We start from the raw sequence: 12,639 nt of genomic DNA, 5'->3' as shown, positions 1-12,639 counted from the left end.
TAACCCCTTACGATTTCTGGAACATGGCGAGCATGCGCCGTGTCACGAGGAAGCCGCCAAATATGTTGATCGACGCCATGAAGACCGCAAGCGCGGCCAGCAGCGTGATCAGCATCGAGCTTGATCCGATCTGGATCAAAGCACCCAGAATGATGATCGACGAGATCGCATTCGTGACCGCCATCAGCGGCGTATGCAGGCTGTGCGCCACGCCCCAGATCACCTGGAAGCCGATGAAGACCGACAGGATGAAGACGATGAAATGCTGCATGAAGCTCGCCGGGGCCACCAGACCCACGGCCAGCACCAGCGCGCCGCCCACGGCCAGCAGACCCACCTGATTGCGCGTCTGTGTCTTGAACTCTGCAAGCTCCTTGGCGCGCTTCTCTTCCGCTGTCAGCTCCTTGGGCGCTTCTTTCTTTGGGGCTGCTGCAATCGCGGCCACCTTGGGCGGCGGCGGCGGGAAGGTGACCTCCTTGGCATGCGCAATCGTCGCACCGCGGATCACGTCGTCTTCCATGTTGTGATCGATCACGCCGTCTTTTTCCGGCGTCAGATCCGTCATCAGATGGCGAATGTTGGTGGCATAAAGGCTGGAGGCCTGGGTGCCCATCCGGCTGGGGAAATCGGTGTAGCCGATGATCGTCACACCGTTGTCGGTCACGATCTTCTCATCCGCGACCGTCAGCTTGCAATTGCCGCCCTTCTCCGCCGCCAGATCGACAATCACCGATCCCGGCTTCATGGAGGCCACCATGTCCTCGGTCCAGAGCTCCGGTGCCTCGCGGTTCGGGATCAGCGCGGTGGTGATCACGATATCGACGTCCGGCGCCAGTTCTCGGAACTTGGCCAGCTGCGCCTCGCGGAACTCCGGCGAAGACACGGAGGCATAGCCGCCCGAGGCGGAGCCATCCTGCTGCTCTTCCTCGAAATCGAGATAGACAAATTCAGCGCCCATGGATTCAACCTGCTCAGCCACCTCCGGCCGCACATCAAAGGCCAGCGTAATCGCGCCAAGGCTGGTCGAGGTGCCAATGGCCGCCAGACCGGCCACACCGGCGCCGACCACAAGAACCTTGGCCGGGGGCACTTTGCCCGCCGCCGTAATCTGACCGGTGAAGAAGCGGCCAAAGTTGTTGCCTGCCTCGATAACCGCACGGTAGCCCGCGATATTGGCCATGGAGGACAGTGCATCCATTTTCTGTGCGCGAGAAATCCGGGGGATCATCTCCATCGCGATCACAGTGGCGCCCTTCTTGGCGGCCTGCTTCATCTTGGCTTCGTCCGCCACCGGGCTGAAGAAGGAAATCAGCGTCTGATCTGCACGCAGCCGCTTCATCTCCGTGTCATCGGGCACCCGCACCTTGGCCACAACATCCGCGGCCTTCCACAGCGCCGCCGCCGTCTTGGCAACCTCGACGCCTGCGTCCTTGTAGTCGGCATCTGCAAACCCGGCCTTCGCCCCAGCGCCCGTCTCAATGATGCACTCATGACCCAATTTCTGAAGCTGGGCGGCGCTCTCGGGCGTCATGGCCACCCGTGCTTCGCCTTCAAAAATCTCTTTTGGTGTCCCGATCTTCAACTGAAGCTCCCCCGTTCTGGTTCGTTTCGGCGCGATCACGCGCAAAGGTAATTTGTCCACTACCGCGCGCTGCGACGAGGTACAAGCACTTGGCCCAGAGGGCCGCGCAATAAACGCAAAGAAATCAGAGCCACCTGCGCACTTTTTGCTCATATCGCGCAAAGTCAGCCCGAAAGACGCGGCGCATCCGGTTCTCTTCCGGCACGATGAAGCGTCTCTCCAGCACCCAAACGAGAATGGGCACGAGGGCCAAGGCCAGTACGGCGTCCCACCAGAGGCAGAGCCCTGCGAGGATCAGCACATCGGCCAGATAAATGGGGTTGCGCGAACGGCCAAAAACGCCGGACTGGATCAGGCTGTCCGGGGTTTCATGCGGGATGATCGTGGTTTTGTGACGCCGGAACTCCATCACCGCCAACAAGGTCAGCACGATGCCTGCACCGACAAAAAGACCGGCCAGAAGCAAGGTCACAGGATGCGCAAGGCTCAGACCGAACGAGAAATACTGGCTCTGGAGCCAGGCCAGCACTGCAAAGCCGACCAGCCAGACCGGCGGCACATCAAGCCATTTCATACTTTGGTTTCGACCTCTTGCGGTTGCCAAAGCTCGATCGGGTTGCCTTCCGGATCATAGACCCGCGCAAAACGTCCGTTAGGCAGTTCCTCGGGGTGCATTTCCACCTCTTCACCTGCATCGCGCAATTGGGCAACCATCGCATCGAGATCATCGACGCGGAAATTCAACATCCACTGCTTTTCAGAATTGCCGAAGTATGTCGTGTCCTTGGCAAAGGGCGCAAAAACGGTAGGCCCCTGATCTTGCGTCCAGACCGGCGTTTCGTAGTCCTTGGGTACTTCGGAAATTCCGAAATGGCGCGCATACCATGCCGCCAGACCTTCGGGATCTTCCGCACGAAAAAAGAAGCCACCAAACCCTGTAATGCGCTGCATGAGCCCCTCCAATCACATTGGACAAAGACAGATTACGCCGATGCTGCGTCCAAGACAATCACCCGCTGCTCTTGTGCTGCCCCGTGCCGCGGCTAAGCTGATCAGAGGTGGCACAAGGAAAGAGACAGGATGACGCTTGCAGGGAAACACGCATTGGTCACGGGCGGTGGTACGGGGATCGGTCTGGCAATCGCCAAGATGTTGGCTGCAGAAGGATGCCTGGTCACGATCACCGGCAGACGGCAGGCGGTTCTGGACGAGGTGGCCGGTGACGGGATTTTCGGCATGGCCATGGATGTGCGGGACGAGGCCCAGGTGGTGGAGACCATCAGCGCCGCAGTCACCGCGCGCGAACCGATACAGATATGCGTGGCCAACGCCGGCATCGCCGAAGGCCGCGCCCTGCATAAAACCGATCTGGCGTTCTGGCGCGACATGATGTCCACCAATCTCGACGGTGCCTTCCTGACCATTCGGGAAGCTCTGACGTCCATGCGCACGACAGACTGGGGCCGGGTGATTGCCGTGTCCTCGATTGCGGGGCTGCGCGGTTTGCAGGGGGCGTCCTGCTACACAGCGTCTAAACACGGGATGATAGGTCTCATTCGCGCGCTGAGCGAGGACTACTTGGGCAAACCCATCACGTTCAACGCTCTGTGCCCCGCCTATGTGGACACGCCGATCATCGCCCGCAACACCTCCTCCATCGCGGAACGGGCGGGCGTGAGTAAAGACAAGGCGCGCGCCATGATGATCTCTGCCAACCGCCATAACCGGTTGATTTCCCCCGAGGAGGTGGCCGCCGCGGCGCGCTGGCTGGTATCGACGGGATCGGAAAGCGTCAACGGACAAGCCATCGAAATCGCCGGCGGGCAAATGTAGCCGGGTGGCCTGAAGCCCACCCTACCTGCCTATCTCAACCGGTGCGCCCAGCAGGTAGGGTGGGCTTCAGGCCACCCTTGTTTGGAATTTCTTAACCATAGGGTTGATACGCTTGCCCTATGTCCAAATACATCCGGTCCCAGACACCCGGCGCCACGTACTTCTTCACCGCGCGCCTAGCAAACAGCCGCAGCACCTTGCTGACGGATGAGGTCGATTTACTGCGGCGCTGTGTGCGAGAGACCATCACGCGCTACCCCTTCGCAATCGACGCAATCGTGATCCTGCCTGCAGCGATCCATACCCTCTGGACGCTGCCGGAGGGCGATGCGAATTTCAGCACAAGGTGGAGTTTCCTGAAATCGCAATTCTCCCGCGCGCTTCCGGACCTGTCTGTGCGCACAAAAACGCAATGCGACCGCAGGGAAAAGGGCATATGGCAACGCCGTTTCTGGGAACATCGCATCCGCTCTGCACATGATCTTGAATTGCACCGCACGCTCATCCACACGGCGCCGGTTCAGGCCGGCCTCGCGGACAGGCCATCCGACTGGACCTGGACATCGCTGCACCGGGATTTGGCCGCGTCAAATGTAACGGCAAATGCGCCGCCGCCCGTGCGGTTCAGCACAATGGGCCTGAAGACAATCGCGCCCGCTGATACCTAAGCAACCTGAGCGGGCGTGAGCTTACGTCCATTCGACCACGCACGCGCCGCACGGCCAAAGGCCGAGAACAGCGGCTGCGACACCGGGTCCTTGGCCGCTTCGTACTCAGGGTGCCACTGAACCGCTAGGGTGAACCCCGGAGCATCCTTGATGAAAATCGCCTCCGGCGTGTTGTCCGGTGCAACCCCATCGACAACCACCCGTGGTGCGGCAACCTTGATCCCTTGCCCGTGCAGAGTATTGGTGACCACCTCCTGCGCCCCCATCAAACGGTGAAAGACGCCGCCCTCGGTAAAGGATACGGTATGTCGGTTCTCGAACTTTTCCTGCAGGGTCCCGTCAGGCGGCATGCGGTGGTTCATCCGTCCAGGCAAATCCCTGATCTCGGGGTGCAGAGAGCCGCCCATCGCCACGTTCACTTCCTGAAACCCGCGGCAAATGCCCAAGAACGGCTGACCGCGTTCGACGCAGGCCCGTACCAGCGGCAAGGCAATCGCATCGCGGGCACGGTCGAAATCGCCATGCGCCTCCGTTGCCTCTTCTCCATATTCCTCGGGATGCACATTCGGACGCCCGCCGGTCAACAGGAAACCGTCGCATGTCTCCAGCAGGTCATTAATAGACACATAGTCAGGGTCAGATGGGATGATCATCGGGACGCAGTCAGACACAACGGACACCGCGTCCGAATTCATTTTGCCGCCCGCATGCACAGGGTATTCATCATTGATCAGGTACTGATTGCAAATGATGCCAATGACCGGCCGCGCCATGGATGTTCCCTTCGGTTCACTTCCCGCAGATATAGCTTTGCATGGCGCAGGTTAACAGTCCATGACCGCGCAGAAACCTGTGCAGAATTGCAAAATGCCTCAACTTTCAGCACTCAGCCCCGCCGCATCAATACCCGCAAGCCCCGCAATTACATCGTTGTCCGATGTATCGCCGGTCACACCGACGGCACCGATCACCACGCCCTTCTTGTCGCGCAACAGGATACCTCCCGGAACCGGGATGACCTTGCCGCCATAGGCACCGTTCACACAGGTCATGAAATAAGCCTGCTGTTCCGCCCGCGCCATTTGCGCCGAGCCCGGAATACCCAACATGACCGACCCGTAGGCCTTGCCAAAGGCAATCTCGAACCGCCCGGGTGCGGCACCATCCTCACGCTCGAACGCCTGCACATGGCCACCGGCGTCCAGCACCACAGCGGACAGCGGCTTCAAGTCCAGTTCCCGCCCCTTCTCAAAAGTCTTGCGGATGATGGTACGGGCTTTCCTCAGGCTGATGGTCATGACGGCTCCTCATTTCATTGTTCGAAAAATATGCTGGCGCGCGCACGAAACGCGCGTAGAGACGGGCTATGGAGTCACCGGCGGCCTCAGGCGCTTGCCTTCAATTCCAGACGTCGCGCATGCAGCACCGACTCCGTATAGCCTGACGGCTGAACCCGCCCCTTGAACACCAGATCACACGCTGCCTGGAAGGCGATCCCGTCAAAACCCGGTGCCATCGGACGGTAGAGCGGATCATCCGCATTCTGCCCGTCCACCACAGCAGCCATCTTGCGCATCACCGCCATCACCTGCTGGGCATCCACAACGCCGTGGTGCAGCCAGTTGGCAATATGCTGCGCCGAAATCCGGCAGGTGGCGCGGTCTTCCATCAAGCCCACATCGTTCATGTCCGGCACCTTGGAACAGCCCACGCCCTGATCGACCCAGCGCACGACATAGCCCAGAATGCCCTGCGCGTTGTTCTCCACTTCGCGGGTCTTCTGATCGTCGCTCCACTTCTGATACTCGGCCAGCGGGATGTTCAGCACCGTATCCACATAGGCGCGCCGCCCGCCCGCTTTCAGTTTCTCCTGCACCGCAAAGACATCGACCTTGTGATAGTGCAGCGCATGCAGGGTCGCCGCCGTCGGGCTCGGGACCCAGGCACAATTCGCACCCGACTTCGGATGCTCAATCTTCTGCTCCAGCATTGCCGCCATCAGGTCGGGCATCGCCCACATGCCCTTGCCGATCTGCGCCTTCCCGCTCAGCCCGCATTCCAGACCGATGTCCACGTTCTGGTTCTCATAGGCGCCGATCCAGTCCTTGCGCTTGATGAAATCCTTGCGGCTGAACGGCCCCGCCTCCATCGAGGTGTGGATTTCGTCACCCGTCCGGTCGAGAAAACCGGTGTTGATAAAGGCAACCCGCGATTTCGCCGCGCGGATACATTCCTTGAGATTGACGGAGGTGCGCCGCTCCTCATCCATGATCCCCAGCTTCACCGTGTACTGCGGCAGCCCCAGAATCTCCTCGACCCGCGTAAACGTCCGATCGGCAAAGGCCACTTCTTCGGGCCCGTGCATCTTGGGTTTGACCACATAGACCGAGCCTGTCAGCGAATTCCCCCCATCCCTTTGCAGATCATGCATCGCAATCAGCGTGGTGATCATCGCATCCATCACGCCCTCGAAAACCTCATTGCCGTCCTTGTCCAGAATGGCAGGGTTTGTCATCAGATGGCCGACATTGCGCACCAGCATCAACGCGCGTCCCTTCAACGTCACCTCTGCTCCATCCGGTCCGGTAAACGCGCGGTCCGAATGCAGGGCGCGGGTCACCTGCTGGCCACCTTTCTCGAAGGTGTCCTGTAGATCGCCCTTCATCAGACCCAGCCAATTGGCATAGGCAACGACCTTATCCTCGGCATCGACACAGGCGACGGAATCCTCACAATCCATGATCGCAGAGACCGCGCTCTCCATCTGCACATCCGCAAGCCCCGCCTGATCCCGGCTGCCGATCGCATGTGTCCGGTCAAAGACCAGCACCACATGCAGGCCGTTGTTCCGCAAAACCACACTGTCTGGTGCCTTCGGGTGGCCGGTGTAGCCGATGAATTTCTCCGGCTGCATCAACGGCTGATCGTCGATCAGCAGAGCGCCATTGTGAATGTAGTAGCGCCGCGCATCGGCGTGGCTGGTTTTCTCAGCCGGAAACGCTTCATCCAAGAACACGCGCGCCCGGGCAACGACGCGCGCGCCGCGGCCCTGATCGTAGCCGCCTTTTGGTGGGGCGCTGCCCATGGCATCCGTTCCGTAGAACCCGTCATAAAGGCTCCCCCACCGGGCATTGGCCGCATTGAGGGCGTAGCGCGCATTGGTGATCGGCACCACCAACTGCGGCCCGGGCACACGCGCGATCTCGTCGTCGACATTTGCCGTGTCGATCTCAAAAGCGTCGCCTTCTTCAACCAGATAGCCAATCTCACGCAGGAAAGCGCAATAGGCCTCGTGGTCATGCGGGCTGCTACGCCGCTCCACATGCCAGGCATCGATCTTGGCCTGGATATCTGCGCGCAGACCCAAAAGCTTGCGATTTTCGGGAGCCATCTTATGCACCAGGTCGGAAAATCCCGACCAGAATGCTGCTGCATCCACCCCTGTGCCCGGCAGTGCCCGCTCTTCGAGAAATGCGACAAGTGTGTCCGCGACGCTCAGGTCACCTTTTTGCTGAAAACCGGCCATGCGTTGCACTCCTCGCTCTTGATATTCTGGCATATGCCAGAAGGTGTAAGAGGAATGTTTCCGATAGGCAACAAAGTTGGTAATGTTATTTTACCAATCAGTGGCCTGCGCTGCGAGACCGGTCGCGGCGACACCGTTCAGAGCAGTAGCGGACCTCTGCCCAGACCTTTTCCCACTTCTTGCGCCACGCAAAGGGCCGCCCGCAGACCACGCAAGTCTTTTGTGGTAGATCCCCTTTGCGGCGCATAATTCAGATGACCAGATGCAGCGCTTCAACAGCGGCAGCGACCTCGTCTCCACTCATCAGCCAAACGAAGATGGCAATCACGATCACAGCCAGAAACAACCCACCCCACAGGCCCCAAATGGCCGGTTTATGGCGTTTCTTCTGGCGTTCGATGTTTGTGTCAGGCGCGGACATGGTCTCTCCTTTTCACGGCTGTGCAAGCCGACTTGCGACTTGCTTCTCATCCTCCTAACGTTTGCGCTGTCTGTTCCGTTCCATGAAAGATGAAGGTGACCCATGCGAGATGCCGCCCCGCAAACCATCTATCTGCGCGACTACAAACCATTTGGGTTTGAGGTCACCTCCGTTTCCCTGACTTTTGACCTGGATCCGACCGCAACCCGCGTGAAAAGCCGCATTGCCTTTGTGCCAAAGCCGGACGCCGGGGGCCGCATGTTCCTGCACGGCGAAAAGCTGAAACTGATATCTGCCCAGATAGACGGGGCACCCGTCACGCCGGACCTGAGTGACGAAGGCCTGACCTGCACGGTGCCCGATGCGCCCTTTATCTGGGAAGCCGAGGTCGAAATCGATCCGCAGAACAACCTCGCCCTCGAAGGGCTCTATATGTCGAACGGCATGTATTGCACGCAATGCGAGGCCGAAGGGTTTCGCAAGATCACCTACTACCCCGACCGCCCGGACGTGATGAGTGTCTTCACTGTTACCATAAACGGCCCGCATCCGGTGCTGCTGAGCAATGGCAATCCGGTCAGCGCCGCTGACGGTCACGCTGAATGGCACGACCCCTGGCCCAAACCCGCCTATCTCTTTGCTCTCGTCGCAGGTGAACTGGTGGCGCACCCTGGCACATTTACCACGCAATCCGGGCGCACCGTGGATCTCAATCTCTACGTCCGTCCCGGGGATGAGGGCAAATGCGCCTTTGGCATGCAGGCGCTCGAGGACAGCATGAAGTGGGACGAAGACGTCTATGGGCGCGAATACGATCTGGACATCTTCAACATCGTGGCCGTGGACGATTTCAACATGGGCGCGATGGAGAACAAGGGGCTGAACATCTTCAACTCCGCCGCCGTGCTGGCCTCGCCCGAGACCTCCACAGATACCAATTTCGAGCGGATCGAGGCGATCATCGCGCATGAGTATTTCCACAACTGGACCGGAAACCGCATCACCTGTCGCGATTGGTTCCAGCTCTGCCTCAAAGAGGGCTTGACCGTCTTTCGCGACAGCCAATTCACCTCGGACATGCGCTCTGCCGCGGTGAAACGCATATCGGACGTGATTGATTTACGCGGACGGCAGTTTCCGGAGGATCAGGGTCCGCTGTCGCATCCCGTCCGGCCAGAGAGCTTTCAGGAGATCAACAATTTCTATACGGCAACGGTTTATGAAAAAGGCGCCGAGGTCATCGGCATGCTGCGCCGGCTGGTGGGCGCTGATGCCTACGCCAAGGCGCTTGATCTCTACTTTGACCGCCACGACGGTCAGGCCTGTACCATCGAAGACTGGTTACAGGTGTTCGAGGATGCCACCGGGCGCGATCTAACCCAGTTCAAACGCTGGTACAGCCAGGCTGGCACGCCGCGTGTGACTGTAAAAGATGCTTGGTATGCAGGAAGTTACATCCTGACCTTCACGCAAAATCTTAAGCCATCGGCAACCACGCCCGACCCGCAGCCGCAGGTGATCCCAATTGTCACCGGGCTGCTGTCGCCATCGGGTGCAGAGTTGGTGCCCAGTCAGGTGCTGGAACTGACGGAGGCGACGCAATCCTTCACCTTCGAAGGACTGCCGGAACGGCCTGTCCCATCGGTTCTGCGCGGATTTTCCGCGCCGGTGGTGCTGGAAAGCGAGCTGTCGGAGGATCATGCGGCCTTCCTGCTGGCCCATGACACCGACCCGTTCAACCGGTGGGAGGCCGGGCGCGGATTGGCCAGGGCCAGCCTGCTGGCGATGATCCGCGGCGGCAGCGACCCGGACCCAAAATACCTGGACGGCATTCGGGCGGTCCTTGGAGATGCAGAGCTTGACCCGGCCTATCGCGCGCTGATGCTGAGCCTGCCCAGCCAATCCGATCTGGCAACCGCGCTGCACGACGCGGGCGAGACCCCCGATCCGGCAGCAATCTGGGCCGCCTCCGAGGCGATGCGCGAGGCGCAGGCCCAGCACCTCGCGGATCTGCTGCCGGGGCTCTATGCAGACCACCAGATCACGGAAAGCTTTGCGCCTGATGCGTCCCAATCCGGACGCCGCAGCCTCGCCAATGCCACGCTCTCTCTGCTGGGCCGTCTGGAAGGCCCTGAACGCGCGCAGGCGCAATTCGATGCCGCCGACAATATGACCCAGCAGCTTGCGGGCCTTGCCGTGCTGCTGCGCCAGAAGGCCGGCAAGAGCGCCCTTCAATCCTTTGAAACCCAATGGAAAGAAGACAGGCTGGTGATGGACAAGTGGTTCGGCCTGCAGGTCATGCAGGCCGAGCCGGACGCCGTGGCATCAACCGCCGCAGCGCTGACCGGTCACGCGGATTTCAACTGGAAAAACCCCAACCGGTTCCGCGCCGTTCTGGGCGCGCTCGCCACGCATCACGCCGGGTTCCACCACGCCAGCGGCGCTGGTTACCGGCTGCTGGCGGATTGGCTGATCAAACTGGATCCGCTTAACCCGCAAACGACCGCGCGCATGTGTTCCGCCTTCCAGACGTGGAAACGCTATGACGCGGACCGTCAGGCGCTGATTTCGACCGAACTTGATCGCATCCTCGCCCTGCCCGACCTCTCCCGCGACACCACCGAAATGTTGACCCGAATTCGAGGATCCTGACCCATGAAACCTGTCCTGCTCATCACCGGTGGCTCTGCCGGTATCGGCGCTGCTTGCGCGCGTATCGCGGCTAAAAAAGGCTATGATCTGGCACTGAACTTCCGCACCGATACCACCGGGGCCGAAGCCGTCGCCGCAGAGTGCCGCGCGGCAGGCGCGAAGGTCATCCTGTGCCCCGGCGATGTGTCTGACCCCAAGGCCATCGCGGATATCTATGAAAAGGTTGATGCCGAATTCGGTCGTCTCGACGCGCTGATCAACAACGCCGGTGTGGTCGATCAGACCGCCAAGCTGACGGACATGGATCACGCCCGGCTGAGACGGATGTTCGACATCAATGTGATTGGCGCGATGCTGGTCGCCAAGGAGGCGGTGCTGCGCATGCAGGCGCAGGGTGACGGCGGTGTGATCGTGAACATCTCCTCCGCCGCCGCACGTCTGGGGTCGGGCAACCAATACGTGGACTACGCCGCCTCCAAGGCCGCAATTGACTGCTTTACCAAAGGCTTGTCTGACGAAGTTGCAGCGGACAACATCCGCGTCATGGCGATCCGTCCCGGCCTAATCGAAACGGAACTGCACGCCAAGGGCGGCGAACCGGGCCGTGCGGACCGGCTGGCGCATATGGTGCCAATGAAGCGCAAGGGCTCCGCCGACGAAGTGGCGCAGGCAGCCGTCTGGCTGCTCACGGATGAGGCAAGCTATGTGACCGGATCGACGCTGGACGTCACGGGTGGCCGCTGAGCCGTTCAGCTATCAACGTCAGGGCCGCAATCGGGCAACGCTCTGGGCGGTTCTTGGCGTCTGGACCGTTTTGCTGCTCGCCATCCTCTGGGTCGAGGCCGCGCCGTGGCTGATGGGGATCGTGGCGCTCTTTACCCTGCCCGCGCTCTGGGAGCTTTACGCCAACCCCGCCGCCGGGCTGACCATGGATACGGAGGGCATCTACTGGTCCACCGGCAGGCGAGAGGCCGCGCTGCGCTGGTCAGAAGTGGATCACATGCGGCTCGACACCCGTCTCGATTTTTCGGTCCGGGCAACGGCGGTGCTGACCTCGGGGCGCAAAATCCGCCTGCCTTATGAATGCACGCCACCTCACCAGCGTTTCGAGGACGCGCTGCACGGGTTTGGCATCCGAACCGAACGGCACCATTTTTCGCTGATCGGCTGATCTAGCGATCTTCCCCGTGGGTTTGACGGGGCCTGCTGCGCGCGGCCCGGACCGGTTTTGGCGGCGCCGCGCAATAGGGCTGCTCCTTGACCCATGCGGCAATATCGCGGCGTTTGGACGGCACCCGCATCGGACCCCAATCCGCTGCCACGCCGCGCCATTTGGTATCCCGGCCCGCAATCACCCCGTCGCGCGGTACCGTAACCGCCATGATGCGGATGGCGCAGCTGAGGTTGTCACCGCCATCCTTCAACGCCTCACCGCTGCCAGCGCGGCATTCGTAGCCACGTGCAGTCGCCGGGGCGATCTGCAACAACCCATACCACTTGCCACCGCCACCAACGGCCCAGGGTTTATAGGTGCTTTCGTGTTTCGCAAGCGCGGACATGAACCCAACCCAGAAAGCCTCACGCCCAGCGGTACCTGCCACTTCATAATAAGGACACCAGTCAGCGATATCCGCGGGCACCATATTCACCAGCGCCTGGCCATGACTTTGCAAGGCGCGCAGGGCCGCCGCGTTCCACAGACGGTGGTTTTCCATGTGGCTCCACCGCATACTTGGCAGTGGTTCACGCGCCTCTGCCGCCTGGGTAGCTTGCGCAAAGACCGGGCTCGTCGTCAGGCACATCAGGCCCGCAACAAAGGTCAGGATCATCTTCATTCAGCCTCTATGCGACGAGACTGGCCCAAGGTGCAAGCGCCTCTGCCGTGCATCAAACGACGCAGTCACAAATCCGCTCAACCCCCGCGTGAAACCAGACAAAATCATCGTTACCAATTGAT

14 protein-coding genes are annotated in these 12,639 nt (G+C 60.6%); 5 read left to right on the top strand and 9 right to left on the bottom strand.

The features are described from left to right. Positions 1 to 7: 7 nt before the first annotated feature. From Q1A52_RS14445 to Q1A52_RS14435, 3 genes are all read right to left on the bottom strand, one after another. The gene (locus Q1A52_RS14445) at positions 8 to 1,582 is read right to left on the bottom strand and encodes a Re/Si-specific NAD(P)(+) transhydrogenase subunit alpha (RefSeq protein ID WP_300016647.1); all 1,575 of its coding nucleotides are present in this window, start codon (positions 1,580 to 1,582) and stop codon (positions 8 to 10) included. 124 nt (positions 1,583 to 1,706) lie between these two features. Next, entirely contained in the window at positions 1,707 to 2,156 is a 450-nt protein-coding gene (locus Q1A52_RS14440) for an isoprenylcysteine carboxylmethyltransferase family protein (RefSeq protein WP_300016644.1), read from the bottom strand. Beyond that, entirely contained in the window at positions 2,153 to 2,533 is a 381-nt protein-coding gene (locus Q1A52_RS14435; RefSeq protein WP_300016641.1) for a VOC family protein, read from the bottom strand. The genes Q1A52_RS14440 and Q1A52_RS14435 overlap by 4 nt, the downstream gene beginning before the upstream one ends. A gap of 129 nt (positions 2,534 to 2,662) precedes the next feature. Here Q1A52_RS14435 and Q1A52_RS14430 point away from each other — a divergent pair, with 129 nt between their 5' ends. Together Q1A52_RS14430 and Q1A52_RS14425 are read left to right on the top strand one after the other, a co-directional pair. Further along, positions 2,663 to 3,415, top strand: coding sequence for an SDR family NAD(P)-dependent oxidoreductase (locus tag Q1A52_RS14430; protein WP_300016638.1), 753 nt, complete (start codon positions 2,663 to 2,665; stop codon positions 3,413 to 3,415). Positions 3,416 to 3,534: 119 nt separating this feature from the next. Further along, on the top strand, positions 3,535 to 4,083 hold the full coding sequence (locus Q1A52_RS14425; protein WP_300016635.1) for a transposase: 549 nt from the start codon (positions 3,535 to 3,537) through the stop codon (positions 4,081 to 4,083). Here the strand turns inward: Q1A52_RS14425 and Q1A52_RS14420 are convergent. The 5 genes from Q1A52_RS14420 to Q1A52_RS14400 all read right to left on the bottom strand — a co-directional run bounded on the left by Q1A52_RS14420 (position 4,080) and on the right by Q1A52_RS14400 (position 8,030). Next, a complete protein-coding gene (locus tag Q1A52_RS14420) occupies positions 4,080 to 4,856 on the bottom strand; it encodes a gamma-glutamyl-gamma-aminobutyrate hydrolase family protein (RefSeq protein WP_300016631.1) in 777 nt (258 codons plus the stop codon). The genes Q1A52_RS14425 and Q1A52_RS14420 overlap by 4 nt on opposite strands. Positions 4,857 to 4,955: 99 nt before the next feature. Further along, on the bottom strand, positions 4,956 to 5,381 hold the full coding sequence (locus Q1A52_RS14415; RefSeq protein ID WP_195820576.1) for a heme-binding protein: 426 nt from the start codon (positions 5,379 to 5,381) through the stop codon (positions 4,956 to 4,958). Between the two features lie 86 nt (positions 5,382 to 5,467). After that, positions 5,468 to 7,609 (bottom strand): malate synthase G, encoded by a 2,142-nt coding sequence (locus Q1A52_RS14410; RefSeq protein ID WP_300016628.1) that lies wholly within the window; start codon positions 7,607 to 7,609, stop codon positions 5,468 to 5,470. Positions 7,610 to 7,706: 97 nt separating this feature from the next. Further along, on the bottom strand, positions 7,707 to 7,856 hold the full coding sequence (locus tag Q1A52_RS14405) for a DUF2256 domain-containing protein (protein ID WP_300016625.1): 150 nt from the start codon (positions 7,854 to 7,856) through the stop codon (positions 7,707 to 7,709). A gap of 3 nt (positions 7,857 to 7,859) precedes the next feature. Beyond that, entirely contained in the window at positions 7,860 to 8,030 is a 171-nt protein-coding gene (locus Q1A52_RS14400) for a hypothetical protein (protein WP_299782791.1), read from the bottom strand. Positions 8,031 to 8,132: 102 nt separating this feature from the next. Between Q1A52_RS14400 and pepN the strand changes: the two genes are divergently transcribed. The 3 genes from pepN to Q1A52_RS14385 are packed head-to-tail and all read left to right on the top strand — an operon-like array spanning position 8,133 to position 11,853. After that, positions 8,133 to 10,682, top strand: coding sequence for an aminopeptidase N (gene pepN, locus Q1A52_RS14395; protein WP_300016622.1), 2,550 nt, complete (start codon positions 8,133 to 8,135; stop codon positions 10,680 to 10,682). Positions 10,683 to 10,685: 3 nt separating this feature from the next. After that, entirely contained in the window at positions 10,686 to 11,426 is a 741-nt protein-coding gene (locus Q1A52_RS14390) for an SDR family oxidoreductase (protein WP_300016619.1), read from the top strand. Next, the gene (locus Q1A52_RS14385) at positions 11,416 to 11,853 is read left to right on the top strand and encodes a hypothetical protein (RefSeq protein ID WP_300016615.1); all 438 of its coding nucleotides are present in this window, start codon (positions 11,416 to 11,418) and stop codon (positions 11,851 to 11,853) included. The genes Q1A52_RS14390 and Q1A52_RS14385 overlap by 11 nt, the downstream gene beginning before the upstream one ends. Before the next feature lies 1 nt (position 11,854). On the opposite strand, the gene Q1A52_RS14380 is transcribed toward Q1A52_RS14385, so the two are convergent. Next, entirely contained in the window at positions 11,855 to 12,517 is a 663-nt protein-coding gene (locus Q1A52_RS14380; RefSeq protein ID WP_300016612.1) for a transglycosylase SLT domain-containing protein, read from the bottom strand. Between the last annotated feature and the right edge of the window lie 122 nt (positions 12,518 to 12,639).

This window comes from uncultured Roseobacter sp. (assembly GCF_947488185.1).
Lineage (GTDB): Bacteria > Pseudomonadota > Alphaproteobacteria > Rhodobacterales > Rhodobacteraceae > Roseobacter.
Note: the sequence above shows the minus strand (reverse complement) of the source record. Positions and strands in the feature narration are given on the sequence as shown.

What these genes read in the sequence shown, in the direction of transcription:
- Q1A52_RS14400 (WP_299782791.1), bottom strand. Translation starts at nt 8,030, where the DNA reads ATGTCCGCGCCTGACACAAACATCGAACGCCAGAAGAAACGCCATAAA.
- Q1A52_RS14440 (WP_300016644.1), bottom strand. Translation starts at nt 2,156, where the DNA reads ATGAAATGGCTTGATGTGCCGCCGGTCTGGCTGGTCGGCTTTGCAGTG.
- Q1A52_RS14430 (WP_300016638.1), top strand. Translation starts at nt 2,663, where the DNA reads ATGACGCTTGCAGGGAAACACGCATTGGTCACGGGCGGTGGTACGGGG.
- Q1A52_RS14420 (WP_300016631.1), bottom strand. Translation starts at nt 4,856, where the DNA reads ATGGCGCGGCCGGTCATTGGCATCATTTGCAATCAGTACCTGATCAAT.
- Q1A52_RS14425 (WP_300016635.1), top strand. Translation starts at nt 3,535, where the DNA reads ATGTCCAAATACATCCGGTCCCAGACACCCGGCGCCACGTACTTCTTC.
- pepN (WP_300016622.1), top strand. Translation starts at nt 8,133, where the DNA reads ATGCGAGATGCCGCCCCGCAAACCATCTATCTGCGCGACTACAAACCA.
- Q1A52_RS14390 (WP_300016619.1), top strand. Translation starts at nt 10,686, where the DNA reads ATGAAACCTGTCCTGCTCATCACCGGTGGCTCTGCCGGTATCGGCGCT.
- Q1A52_RS14435 (WP_300016641.1), bottom strand. Translation starts at nt 2,533, where the DNA reads ATGCAGCGCATTACAGGGTTTGGTGGCTTCTTTTTTCGTGCGGAAGAT.
- Q1A52_RS14410 (WP_300016628.1), bottom strand. Translation starts at nt 7,609, where the DNA reads ATGGCCGGTTTTCAGCAAAAAGGTGACCTGAGCGTCGCGGACACACTT.
- Q1A52_RS14415 (WP_195820576.1), bottom strand. Translation starts at nt 5,381, where the DNA reads ATGACCATCAGCCTGAGGAAAGCCCGTACCATCATCCGCAAGACTTTT.
- Q1A52_RS14405 (WP_300016625.1), bottom strand. Translation starts at nt 7,856, where the DNA reads ATGCGCCGCAAAGGGGATCTACCACAAAAGACTTGCGTGGTCTGCGGG.
- Q1A52_RS14380 (WP_300016612.1), bottom strand. Translation starts at nt 12,517, where the DNA reads ATGAAGATGATCCTGACCTTTGTTGCGGGCCTGATGTGCCTGACGACG.